This window comes from Pseudoalteromonas sp. QJM3NY_22 (genome assembly GCF_056173065.1).
Genome location: NZ_CM149655.1, coordinates 2906077 through 2918572, shown reverse-complemented (window position 1 = coordinate 2918572; position 12496 = coordinate 2906077). Strand labels below are relative to the sequence as shown.

Sequence of the window (12496 nt, the reverse complement as noted above, 5' to 3'; positions counted from 1 at the left end):
TAGGATGCAAAAGCAAAGCGCAAACTTTTCATTTGGTAACGAGACCGAAATAGAAGACTTAGGAAATGGTCTAAAACGTCAAATGCTAGGTTATAACGAAGAGCTAATGGCTGTTAAAATTTGGTTTGAGAAAGGGGCTATTGGTTATAACCATGCTCACAGACATTCTCAAGTAACGTATGTTGTTGAAGGTGAGTTTCACTTTAACATTGATGGCGTAACTAAAATCTTAAAACCGGGTGATAGCTGCTTAATCCCACCATTTGCTGATCATGGAGCTACCTGTCCAACAGGCGGAATCCTGATTGATACTTTTAGCCCAGCGCGTGAAGACTTTCTTGAGGATTAATTATGCAACTTAAAGGCTTACGTTGGTGGGTTATAGCGCTAATTGCGCTAGCTACCATTATTAACTATAGACCGCCAAGCACTTAGTGTGCTTTGGCCGGACATTGTTGAAGATTTATTTCCTGATGAATCAGCGCTAGAACGCAAACAAATATACGCTAATATTTCAATTGTGTTTGTATTTGCTTATGCATTTGGTCAAGCCATATTTGGTAAAATATTTGACTGGGTAGGCACACGCTTCGGTTTTGTACTGTCAATAGGTGTTTGGTCTATTGCAACCGTTGCGCATGCATTTGCACAAGGTGTACTTAGTCTTAGTATTTTTCGCGCAATCTTAGGTGTAGCAGAAGCCGGTAATTGGCCAGGTGCAGCTAAAGGTAACGCAGAATGGTTCCCTACTAAAGAACGTGCTTTAGCACAGGGTATCTTCAACTCTGGCGCCGCAATTGGCGGTATTATTGCTATTCCTTTAATTGCTTATTTAACTATCTACTTTAGCTGGCAAATGGTGTTTGTTTTTGTGGGCGTATTAGGTTTTCTTTGGTTAGTGCCTTGGTTAATTTTAGTTAAAGCGCCGCCTAGCTCTCATCCTTGGCTTACTGCCGAAGAGCGTGAATATATCTTAACAGGTCAAAGACGTGTTGATGATAATGGCGATGTAACAGGCGAAGACGAAGAAGAATATAACCCTTCAACTGCTGAGTTACTTTCTCGTAAGCAAAGCTGGGGTGTAATTATTGCCTCTGCTGCGATTGACCCTATTTGGTGGTTATTTGTTTTTTGGATACCTATTTACCTAAACGAAGTATACGGCATGGATGTTAAGTCTATTGGTATATATGGTTGGGTACCTTATGTTGGCGCTATGTTTGGTGGCTTATTAGCTCAAAACCGACTCAAAGCCGGTTGGAATACAGATAAAACACGTAAGCTAACTATAACGCTGGGCTGTTTAATTATGTTACCTGCATTACTTGCAATGGCAAATCCAGGCGGACCAACGACAGCGGTACTAATTATGGCTGTTATATTATTTGGTTTTCAAACTGCAATTGGTAACGTGCAAACACTACCAAGTGATTTGTTAGGCAAAAAAGCGGTAGGTACATTATCAGGTTTCTCTGGTATGGCGGCAAAACTTGGTGCTGTAGGCCTTACATCGCTTGTGCCTATTCTTACTGCTGATGGTAACTATACGCCAGCATTTGTTATTGGTGCTTCTTTAGCTATTATAGCAATGGCAGCTGTTTGGATTTTAATTCCAAAAATAGAACCTCTTAAAAAGCCTCAATAATCTAGATAATAGCTGCTATGCCAACATATTTTGTATAAGCGCATAGCAGTTAACTACATAGGGTAACTTCCAAGATGAAAAATATTTACTTTATCGGTGAATGCATGGTCGAGCTTAGAGCTATGAGCGCAGCCACACTACACCAATCATTTGCAGGCGATGTTTATAATTCTGCAGTGTATTTAAAACGTTGCTTCCCGCAGGTGACTACTTCGGTTGTTACGGCTTTAGGTCAAGATAATTTAAGTGAAAAAATGCTAGAACGCTTTGAAAGTGAAAAAATAAATACACAACTCGTATTTGCTCACGACACCAAAGTACCCGGCATGTATTACATAGAAACCGATGAGCATGGTGAGCGTAGCTTTATTTATTGGCGCAATGATTCTGCAGCTAAAAAGGTTGTTGATTTTTTAGATGCTGATGCACTCGAGCAGCTTAGCCAAGGTGATATGTTTTTCTTTTCAGGAATTTCATTAGCAATAATTGAAGAAAGTGCACGTGAACACTTTTGGAAAGTGGTAAAGCAGCTTAAAGGTGCTGGGGTTAAAATCGTTTTTGATCCTAATTACAGAGCACGTTTGTGGAATAGTGTAGAGGAAACAAAAGAGCAGTATCATTTAGCCTTTACGTTTGCAGATATTACCCTACCAGGCGTTGAAGATTTAACAACACTTTATGACGTTCATAGCGTAGAAGCAGTTGTTGAATATTTAAAGCCTTACCAAATTGAAGAAATTGTTGTTAAAAATGGCCCTGAATCGGTAGTGACAAAAGAGGGCGATACGCTTCAAAGCCACACCATAATACCGGTAACAAATGTTGTAGATACGACATCCGCAGGCGATGCCTTTAACGGTGTTTATTTAGGTGCTCGTTTATCTGATAAATCAATTTCAAGTGCTGTACAACTTGCTGCAAAAGCAGCAGGTGCTGTTATACAACAGCCAGGCGCAATTGCTCCAAAAGATATATTTCAGCTAGCAATGGTTGAAGCTGGTATTTAATACCAATTTTATTAAATACATGATCACCTTAGCGTATTAAATAACTCACTAACTATGTTAAAAATTATTTATATAGAACAACTATGCATCATAATTTTAGCCTTATAGTTACTCCGTTCCATTAATTAATGTATTTACCTATCTCATTAATACATGGAATATGCTTCTGTTGATCACGAATATTTGAGCGGAAACAATCAATGTTTGTAACAAGACTTTCGGATCAACAGAAGTTATTTGTTTCAATACGCATACTCAGGGATTGTCGTAATGCCGACTATCTATAAGACCTGCGAGAAACACTATTAGCCTCTATCTATTCTTTCACTTTACCTCTAGGAGGCCCAAAATGGAAGCCTTTAACGTCTCAGATTTTGCTGCCCTTATCGGGATCGATTGGGCCGACCGTAAACACGATATTTGTGAAATAAATCGCGACACAAATACACAACATTTAAGTGTGATTTCCTCTGAGCCTAAGTCAATTAATGCATGGGCGCTTGGGTTAAAACAACGCTACAACGGCAGATCTGTTGCTGTCGCGTGTGAGCTAAAAAAAGGCCCACTTATATATGCACTCAGTAAATTTAAGCACATTGTATTATTTGTGATTAACCCATCAAGTGTTGCTAAATACCGTGCTGCATTTACGCACAGCGGGGCGAAAGATGATCCTACTGATGCAATTATTCAAGTTGAAATCTTACAACTTCATATGGATAAATTAACGGTTATTAGGCCGGATTCAGAGGACGTTAGGTGTCTTGCGCAGCTTGTCGAATACAGACGTAAACTAGTACAAGATCGTGTTAATTTAACCAATAAAATAGCCACAACGCTAAAAAATTATTATCCCCACGTGATTGATTGGTTTAAAGAAAAAGACACTCAAATATTCTGTGACTTCTTACTGCGCTGGCCCTCTCTTGCTCACGCTAAAAAAGCGAGGAAACAAACACTACTCGACTTCTTTAATCAACATAATTCCCGCTACCCACTCGTTAATGAAAAGCGGATAAAAGAAATAAAAGATGCTGAAATTCTCACCGAAGATATGGCGGTGATCACGCCAAACTTATTACTTATTGAATGCCTCGTTCCGCAACTTAAACAGCTAATGTTGGCAATAACACGATTTGATGACGAAATTAAAACACTTTATAAGCAACATACAGATCGCGCTATTTTTGATAGTTTACCTGGGGCGGGGCCACAATTAGCACCTCGATTATTAGCCGCTATGGGGTCAAATCGTGACCGCTATAAGTGCGCCGCTGACATACAAAAATACGCAGGCATTGCTCCAGTAACCGAACGCAGTGGCAAAAAGGAATGGATACACTGGCGATACTCATGCACTAAATTTTTAAGGCAAACATTTGTGGAATGGGCTGGATTATCTGTGCGTTATTCATTTTGGGCTAAAGCCTATTATCGGCAGCAAGAAGCCAAAGGAAAACCTCATAATACCATCATCAGATCATTGGCATTTAAGTGGATACGAATCCTATTTAGGTGCTGGAAAACACATACGCCCTACGATGAATCAACTTACTTAACCGCATTGAAAAGTAAGGGATCACCGCTGTTAAAATTTGCGGTGGAAAGTGAGCTTTAGCGCTTGCTGTCCACCTCAGGGCGTGTTGTTAGGCAAATTTACCTACGAGAATGACAGAATTATATACACCATCATTTTCATTAATTATATCTTCGGTGGTTGTCTTAAATGAAACATAAAATGAACAATCAAGGTCACTTAAAACGTTATCTAACTCTATCTCTGTATCTTCAACATTTTTTTCATTTAAGTAATAAGGAACGATAAATGAAAGTGCTAATCCAAAATCTTGATAATCAGTTGCTGCTGTCGTAGTTTTTACATCTTCAAAAGCGTTAGCTAGGCTAGCTTTGATTTTTGTTTTTAAACATTTTCTATTATTTTCTGGCATATATAAAAACAAGTGTTTTGCTTCGCAAATTACATCTAAGCCTTGAAAGTGAAAATAAAGGTCTACACGACCCATTTTTCTTTCTGATTTTTCACCTTTTTCAGAAGAAAATTCCTCTTGGGCAAAACCACCTCTGCGCCATACAGCACCAGCAAGAGCACTAATATTTGAGCGCTCATTGTACCAATAAAGGTTATCACCACTTTCAGTTAACTCGATATAGTCCCTATTTAGTTTTAGCCATTCTTCAAATATGGGTTTTATTTTGTCAAATTTCTTTTTATCTTTATTGACTACTATTTTTGAATCTACACCAAACAACTCCATCTGGAATCCTCTGCTTTATTTGCCTAACGAGCCTGTAGATTAACTCGTTTTTAAATTTATTTTTATTGATAAATAGACCATAGCTGAGTTCCAATTTTGATTCAATTGATTACTGTATTTTTCATAGAATATAAAAGCTGGTTTGGTATTGTTTTAACTGGCGTTTTGGAAGGAGTTACGGGTGTTTCAGTGGCTTTATTTTGGCTTAAAAGGGGTTGCCTCTCTTAATGCATCGTGTTTTTCAGCTTTTCTATATTATGAACAAGGCAATACAGTTGCCATTGGGCGTTCACTTTCGTTTGACCCCGTAAGGTCAATTTATTCATCCCTTTATTCACTGTAATGTTTCCGAACACTGGCTCAATACAGCCTAATCGCTTACTGTATTGTCGTCGCCCTATGGGGCTATCTATTTTTACTTTCATTTTGTCTACATAGCTCAGCTTTTTGCGTGATTCATTATTTATAAACTGAACTTGTCGTCCCCTGTCTATCGGTGGTTTTCGCATGCATTGCTGTTGTAGCGGGCACGCTTTACAGTCTTTTAAGTAACCGCAGAATCGCGTGTATTGCTGATTGTGACTTTTTACATTTATACCACTTCGCCACATATCATTACCTGCTGGGCAGCGGCATGTTTGGGTTGCTTCATCATAATGAAAATCATCTGAGGTAAATAAGCGTGGCTTGCCTTTGCTGCGTTTTAGCCGGCGCTTTTCTTGCTCCGTTTCGTATGTTTCGCTGTCTTTAAACAGCGGATTTCGTTTTCTAAACTGATTATCCGCAATGTAGGTATCGAACCCACTTTTCGCCATATATTCAAGGTTCACTTCGCTGTTAAACCCGCTGTCTGCGGTGAATTTAATGGTGTGTTTATCTGCCATTTTTTCTGTATTGAGTTTAGCGAGTTGCTGTTTTAATTGCTTAACAGCTGGCTGTAGAGTTTGTTGTTCGCCCACCGACCCCCACGCTTGTGCTTGCAGGATGATTTGATGTTTGTCATCGTTTATCGCTATGCCGTTATAGCCTTGAATTGTCCCTTTTGACGTGGTCATTTTCGCGCTATCAGGGTCAGTGATATTACTTTTAACAGGCTTGCCTTTACTGCCTATTTTTTCTTTGTGAGTGGCTAAGAACTCGGTAATTTTATCTGCACTTTTATCCAGCTTTTCTTTTTGTTTTAAGTCCTGAGTTATCAACTCTTCGCCCAGACCATCTTCTGATTGGTGGCGTTCAATAATACGTTTACTTGCGCGTTCTAGTTTTGCTTTTTTGCGGCCTAACTCATCGAATGTGCCACTCCACTCTTTACTCGCATTGGACTTTAATTTACATCCATCAATGGCAAACATGTTGCGGCCTATCAAGTCTTCCTCATCACATATCATCAGCACTTGCGTAAAAAGTGGCTCAATCTGTTCATGCATTTTAGCCACAAAACCCGCTATAGATGTGTAATGTGGCTGGATATCACCCGACACACTCATAAATAAAATGTTCGTCTCACACGCTTTAGCAATTCGGCGACTACTAATTAAACCATGTGCATAGCCCAGTAAAATAATCTTTAACATTACCGAAGGCGGATACGCAGCAGCGCCCGTTTTGTCGTTGTTATACCACGCGTCAAATCCCGATAAATCGAGTTTATTTTCGACGATATAACAAAGGGCATATTCAAATGTGCCAGGCAGAATCTGCTCAGCGAAATTGATAGGAATGAATTTATTTTGACAGGATAAGTCAGGCTTATAGTTAGCCATAACAGTTTACCATGGGTGAATAATATCTATTAGATCACAGCGAATAGATGGATTCAAGGTTAAAAAGCAACCAACCAAGAATAGTTGTGTATGTTCCTAAAAAGAGTAATTCTACAGCCTCAACGTCTCATTAAGAGGCAAAAAATAGTTGGTTAAAATAAGCGACGAAGGAGCAAAAACCAACTGTTTTTTGTCCTTTTGAATGACTTATAGTTACTCCGTTCCATTAATTAATGTATTTACCTATCTCATTAATACATGGAATATGCTTCTGTTGATCACGAATATTTGAGCGGAAACAATCAATGTTTGTAACAAGACTTTCGGATCAACAGAAGTTATTTGTTTCAATACGCATACTCAGGGATTGTCGTAATGCCGACTATCTATAAGACCTGCGAGAAACACTATTAGCCTCTATCTATTCTTTCACTTTACCTCTAGGAGGCCCAAAATGGAAGCCTTTAACGTCTCAGATTTTGCTGCCCTTATCGGGATCGATTGGGCCGACCGTAAACACGATATTTGTGAAATAAATCGCGACACAAATACACAACATTTAAGTGTGATTTCCTCTGAGCCTAAGTCAATTAATGCATGGGCGCTTGGGTTAAAACAACGCTACAACGGCAGATCTGTTGCTGTCGCGTGTGAGCTAAAAAAAGGCCCACTTATATATGCACTCAGTAAATTTAAGCACATTGTATTATTTGTGATTAACCCATCAAGTGTTGCTAAATACCGTGCTGCATTTACGCACAGCGGGGCTAAAGATGATCCTACTGATGCAATTATTCAAGTTGAAATCTTACAACTTCATATGGATAAATTAACGGTTATTAGGCCGGATTCAGAGGACGTTAGGTGTCTTGCGCAGCTTGTCGAATACAGACGTAAACTAGTACAAGATCGTGTTAATTTAACCAATAAAATAGCCACAACGCTAAAAAATTATTATCCCCACGTGATTGATTGGTTTAAAGAAAAAGACACTCAAATATTCTGTGACTTCTTACTGCGCTGGCCCTCTCTTGCTCACGCTAAAAAAGCGAGGAAACAAACACTACTCGACTTCTTTAATCAACATAATTCCCGCTACCCACTCGTTAATGAAAAGCGGATAAAAGAAATAAAAGATGCTGAAATACTTACCGAAGATATGGCGGTGATCACGCCAAACTTATTGCTTATTGAATGCCTCGTTCCGCAACTTAAACAGCTGATGTTGGCAATAACACGATTTGATGACGAAATTAAAACGCTTTATAAGCAATATACAGATCGCGCTATTTTTGATAGTTTACCCGGTGCAGGCCCACAATTAGCACCTCGATTATTAGCCGCTATGGGGTCAAATCGTGACCGCTATAAGTGCGCCGCTGACATACAAAAATACGCAGGCATTGCTCCAGTGACCGAACGCAGTGGCAAGAAGGAATGGATACACTGGCGATACTCGTGCACTAAATTTTTAAGGCAAACATTTGTGGAATGAGCAGGATTATCTGTGCGTTATTCATTTTGGGCTAAAGCCTATTATCGGCAGCAAGAAGCCAAAGGAAAACCTCATAATACCATCATCAGATCATTGGCATTTAAGTGGATACGAATCCTATTTAGGTGCTGGAAAACACATACGCCCTACGATGAATCAACTTACTTAACTGCATTGAAAAGTAAGGGATCACCGCTGTTAAAATTTGCGGTGGAAAGTGAGCTTTAGCGCTTGCTGTCCACCTCAGGGCGTGTTGTTAGGCATTTTTGTAGTTGAACCATATTTTAAAATATAGCAAAGCAAGAGTAGCTTCCGTAATAACAGCCAGTGAAATACCTATACCAGCAAAACCACGTAGGTATTCTGCACTACCAAGAAAAGCCAATGCAAACATAGAAACTGAAAGACTTAAACATATAGCCTGCCTAGACTCTGAATGCTCAGCATTTCGGCCGAACCAACTAAATACCGATATTCCGAGAAATAACATTGCAGCCCTTCTACCAATGAAGAAAGCGGAACTATTTTCATCAATATTAAACAACATAAATAATACTTCGGGAATAAGTATAAAAATCACACACAAAGTGAGTGCGATAACGGCTGTAATTATGCTTACTATTTTAAATTTAATCATGCTTACTCCTGAATGCCTAACGCCCGGTTATGGGGAGAGTTTAGGCTTGCTAAAATTGGTGAGGAACGAACCCGAGCAAGCCGTGACGAGTCCATTCATAAACCGCTTGTGTACGCCCGACATGGGCATTGACTTATGAGGTGAAAGTCCTCTGTAGGAAGATCACCATTTAAATAACACACTGTTATTAAACGATAACTACTAGCGAATGGCAAGGGCTAAATCGCGAGAGATAGTCTAGAGGAAGCCGCTAGCAAATCTGTGAGCTGATGAACAAAAACATCATATGAGGCGTAGGCTGGAGACGAGCTAGCACAAGATAGCGAAGTCATGTGATCTAACGGCCACCGTAAATGATGCAGTTGTGCAGAGAAAGTCGATGCACCTTATTCGGGGAGATCTGATAAACACGCATCCGCACTAACGCTTGAAGATTACCAGTTAGGGACTGGTTGTTCAACCCTTGGCGCTTTGGTTGCTGCGACCTACAGCGAGCGAAATAGCAGTAAACAAGCGTTAGTTTCGACGCGCTTTATCGAGTAATCGCTAGAGTGATTTATCAGAAGTCAGCAGACGGCATACGACTGCATGGATGCAGGAGGTAGAGCAACGCAGGAGCAGTTGCCGAGTAGCCAAACGCCCATCGTAATGGAGGGGACACGGTGAAGGCCTGAACATCTTAACCAGAGGAGATACTACAAATGAACTTGAATTCACATAGATCACCGTGTTGTGATAGTGATGAACAGCGTTCTATGGTGAATAATACCTCGAATGAATACAACCAAACAGATCGTGACCTGATGGCAAGGGTACTGAGCAACCACAATATTGGTGCAGCATGGCAACATGTTAAGCGCAATAAAGGGGCTGCGGGTATTGATAATATGAGTATTGAGGAATTTAATGACTTCGCTAAGTTACATTGGCTGGGTATTAAACAACAATTACTTAGCGGCACTTATCAACCCTTGCCAGTCAAACGCGTGATAATACCTAAACCTGATGGCGGTGAGCGAATGCTTGGGATCCCCTCTATTATCGACAGAGTGATCCAACAAGCCATTGCTCAAGTGATCAGCCCTTATTTTGAGCCTCAATTTTCATCGCATAGTTATGGTTATCGAGCTCATAAAAGAGCCAGTCAAGCAGTGAACCATGTTCAATCTTGTGTTAAACAAGGCTATAAAACAGCGGTTGATATCGACTTGTCTAAGTTCTTTGATGAAGTAGACCATGACATGCTGATGAATCGTGTTGGCCGTAAAATCAAAGACAAAGCACTCATGCGCCTACTCGGTAAATACTTACGAGCGGGAATAGCAGAGCGTGAAACCGGTCTGTGGTTTGAGTCAACCAAAGGTGTCCCTCAAGGTGGGCCATTATCCCCTTTGCTTTCCAACATTTTACTCGATGAATTAGATAAGAAGTTAACCTACAAACGCCTTAAGTTTGCACGTTACGCTGATGACATAATCATTTTAGTAAAAACGAAAAGCGAAGGGCTAATAATGCAACGGGACATTACTGCGTTTATCACTCAGCGATTAAAGCTCAAAGTGAATGAATCGAAAAGTCGGGTCGGTCCCGTATCAGGCTCGAAATTTCTCGGGTTTACCTTCCGTTACGGTCAAGTGCAGATCCATGAACAGGCGCTAAAGAAATTTAAAGCAAATGTAAAAGAACTCACTAATCGCAACTGGGGGATCTCAATGACCCTACAAATTCATAAACTCACGAAGTATTTACGCGGCTGGGGACACTACTACCTAATAGCCAACGCTTATCAGCTAACGGTGGATTTAGATCACTGGATCCGCCGTAGGATAAGAATGTGCTACTGGCGGCAATGGCGTAAACCTCGCACCAAAGTACGCAGTTTAATGAAATTGGGTGTTAGCGAACGACTCGCCATAGCCTGTGGTATCACCAGTAAAGGCCCTTGTAGAAGCTCAAAAACAAAAGGAATTAACATTGCGCTAGGTAATGACTATTTAGCATCACAAGGTTTAGTGTCATTGAAAGATATTTGGATCAATATTCATTACGGGAGATGAACCGCCCATTGCGGACCCGCATGATGGGTGGTGTGGGGGCTGGAGGTTAGAGACCTCCGGCTACCCGATTAGATTACTCAAGCATTAAACGGGGAGTATCTTCGACTTCTTTTTTAAGTTTGTTAATAGATCTCTTCACTACTTCTATAGACCGTGTAGCAACCAACAACTCACATTTCAATTCAAATACTTCATTAGAGTTTTGCTTGCCTATTCCCTCAAATTTCTCTGCAAGAGACAGTAATTTATTTTCTAGTCTAGATACTTCGTTTTCTTGAGATTCAATATACGTTAATAACTTCTTCTGCTTGCGACCATGAGACATGACAACAGTTTTTAGACGCTTAATATCTTTTTTGGCAACCGCTAGAACAGACTCTTTTTCGGCTACAGTTTCTTTCAAAGGTAATAATTTAGAAACTTCTTTTTCAAGTGCACCATAGTCTACCTCTAACTTTTTGATTGTCGCATCTCTTATATCATTGGCCGTTTTAGCCTTTGTTTCGGAACTTTTAATCATCAAGTTACTAGGGGCTGTTGATCTTTGTAGTATATATATTAATCAGCCCATATTGGTAGCCACATCATAGTGAATGCTAAAGCGAGCATGGAATGATAATTCCGCTCAAGCTTTTCATACCGTGTGGCTATCCCTCTATATTGTTTGATCCGACCAAAGGCATTCTCAACTAAGTGCCTATATTTGTACATGCACCAGTCAATATCTTCATTACCCACTAAACTGTTATCCTTGCGTGGAATAACGGGTGTAGCGCTATTGTCACGAATAAACTCTCTTAGTTTTTCACTATCGTAGCCTTTATCTGCGACAACAACATTACTCGTTGGGCAATTGGCTACAAATGACTCTGCATGGACGATATCATGCGTATTTCCACAGGATAATTCATAATAAACAGGCAATCCTCCGCTATCTACTGCAAGATGAATTTTAGTCGAATTACCACCTCGACTCTTACCGATTGATTCATTGTCAGCGGTTCTTGCACCGCAACTATGCTGGTGAGCCCTGACAATACTGCCATCAATAAAGATCCAATCCATATCAGCATAGTGGGATAACACTCGAAATAATTCATTCAAAATATCTTTTTTGGACCATAAATTAAATCGTCTATAAATAGCACTCCACGAGCCGAAATAAGACGGTAAATCTCGCCAAGGAATACCGGTACGCATCCTATAGAGTATGCCTTCGAGCGTTTTTCTATGCTCAGGCTTATTATAAATTCGACCACTTAAGTGCATTACTTTTGATAAGACATTCCATGTCGCGTCTGTTAACATTAATCTTGGCATGAGGGTTCGTGTAATGTTTTTTAGCGAATTCAATTATACCTTATCCTTATGCTGTTTGTTTTTTATACCGCAAAGATCAACACGCCCTAATAAAAGTAGCTACACCAAGTGTTAATGCATTTGAAGCTATAATTGTTGCTATCCATTCACCAGTTGTCACTGAATTCTCCTAGTAATCTAACATTTTAGTATTTCTGCCGACGCTACGCTCATCTTTCTTCATTATATAGTTTTAACAAATAACCTAAGGTATTACTATCACTAAGTTTTCTAAAACTTTTAAGTAAAGTTAAATG

9 protein-coding genes and 2 pseudogenes are annotated in these 12496 nt (G+C 39.9%); 6 read left to right on the top strand and 5 right to left on the bottom strand.

The features are described from left to right. The first annotated feature begins 4 nt into the window (after positions 1-4). The 4 genes and pseudogenes from AC0VZ4_RS13185 to AC0VZ4_RS13170 all read left to right on the top strand — a co-directional run bounded on the left by AC0VZ4_RS13185 (position 5) and on the right by AC0VZ4_RS13170 (position 4270). Positions 5-349: a cupin domain-containing protein gene (locus AC0VZ4_RS13185; RefSeq protein ID WP_002962963.1), complete on the top strand. Its 345-nt coding sequence runs from the start codon at positions 5-7 to the stop codon at positions 347-349. A 2-nt stretch (positions 350-351) separates the two neighbouring features. Continuing rightward, positions 352-1645 (top strand): annotated as a pseudogene (locus tag AC0VZ4_RS13180) (MFS transporter). Positions 1646-1719: 74 nt separating this feature from the next. Continuing rightward, on the top strand, positions 1720-2652 hold the full coding sequence (locus tag AC0VZ4_RS13175; RefSeq protein ID WP_475439884.1) for a sugar kinase: 933 nt from the start codon (positions 1720-1722) through the stop codon (positions 2650-2652). Between the two features lie 349 nt (positions 2653-3001). Then, positions 3002-4270, top strand: a complete 1269-nt coding sequence (locus AC0VZ4_RS13170) for an IS110 family RNA-guided transposase (RefSeq protein ID WP_475439589.1) — start codon at positions 3002-3004, stop codon at positions 4268-4270. Positions 4271-4298: 28 nt separating this feature from the next. Here AC0VZ4_RS13170 and AC0VZ4_RS13165 read toward each other — a convergent pair whose 3' ends face one another. Continuing rightward, entirely contained in the window at positions 4299-4928 is a 630-nt protein-coding gene (locus AC0VZ4_RS13165; protein WP_017006644.1) for a hypothetical protein, read from the bottom strand. Between the two features lie 224 nt (positions 4929-5152). Next, on the bottom strand, positions 5153-6691 hold the full coding sequence (locus AC0VZ4_RS13160; protein ID WP_475439616.1) for a transposase: 1539 nt from the start codon (positions 6689-6691) through the stop codon (positions 5153-5155). A gap of 454 nt (positions 6692-7145) precedes the next feature. Between AC0VZ4_RS13160 and AC0VZ4_RS13155 the strand changes: the two are divergent. Further along, positions 7146-8414, top strand: a pseudogene (locus AC0VZ4_RS13155) (IS110 family RNA-guided transposase). Positions 8415-8442: 28 nt separating this feature from the next. On the opposite strand, the gene AC0VZ4_RS13150 reads toward AC0VZ4_RS13155, so the two are convergent. Further along, entirely contained in the window at positions 8443-8823 is a 381-nt protein-coding gene (locus AC0VZ4_RS13150; protein WP_033031774.1) for a hypothetical protein, read from the bottom strand. 701 nt (positions 8824-9524) lie between these two features. On the opposite strand from AC0VZ4_RS13150, the gene ltrA reads away from it, so the two are divergent. Continuing rightward, positions 9525-10880, top strand: a complete 1356-nt coding sequence (gene ltrA / locus AC0VZ4_RS13145) for a group II intron reverse transcriptase/maturase (protein WP_475439883.1) — start codon at positions 9525-9527, stop codon at positions 10878-10880. Positions 10881-10953: 73 nt separating this feature from the next. Here the strand turns inward: ltrA and AC0VZ4_RS13140 are convergent, their stop codons facing one another. Together AC0VZ4_RS13140 and AC0VZ4_RS13135 are read right to left on the bottom strand one after the other, a co-directional pair. After that, positions 10954-11403, bottom strand: coding sequence for a hypothetical protein (locus AC0VZ4_RS13140; protein ID WP_475439882.1), 450 nt, complete (start codon positions 11401-11403; stop codon positions 10954-10956). Positions 11404-11438: 35 nt separating this feature from the next. Then, positions 11439-12200 carry an IS5 family transposase gene (locus AC0VZ4_RS13135; RefSeq protein ID WP_475439746.1) on the bottom strand — a complete coding sequence of 254 codons (762 nt, stop codon included), beginning with the start codon at positions 12198-12200 and terminating at the stop codon, positions 11439-11441. Positions 12201-12496 lie beyond the last annotated feature (296 nt).

Coding starts and splice junctions, on each gene's coding strand:
- AC0VZ4_RS13135 (WP_475439746.1), bottom strand. CDS start 12,200: ATGCCAAGATTAATGTTAACAGACGCGACATGGAATGTCTTATCAAAA.
- AC0VZ4_RS13170 (WP_475439589.1), top strand. CDS start 3,002: ATGGAAGCCTTTAACGTCTCAGATTTTGCTGCCCTTATCGGGATCGAT.
- AC0VZ4_RS13160 (WP_475439616.1), bottom strand. CDS start 6,691: ATGGCTAACTATAAGCCTGACTTATCCTGTCAAAATAAATTCATTCCT.
- AC0VZ4_RS13185 (WP_002962963.1), top strand. CDS start 5: ATGCAAAAGCAAAGCGCAAACTTTTCATTTGGTAACGAGACCGAAATA.
- AC0VZ4_RS13165 (WP_017006644.1), bottom strand. CDS start 4,928: ATGGAGTTGTTTGGTGTAGATTCAAAAATAGTAGTCAATAAAGATAAA.
- ltrA (WP_475439883.1), top strand. CDS start 9,525: ATGAACTTGAATTCACATAGATCACCGTGTTGTGATAGTGATGAACAG.
- AC0VZ4_RS13150 (WP_033031774.1), bottom strand. CDS start 8,823: ATGATTAAATTTAAAATAGTAAGCATAATTACAGCCGTTATCGCACTC.
- AC0VZ4_RS13175 (WP_475439884.1), top strand. CDS start 1,720: ATGAAAAATATTTACTTTATCGGTGAATGCATGGTCGAGCTTAGAGCT.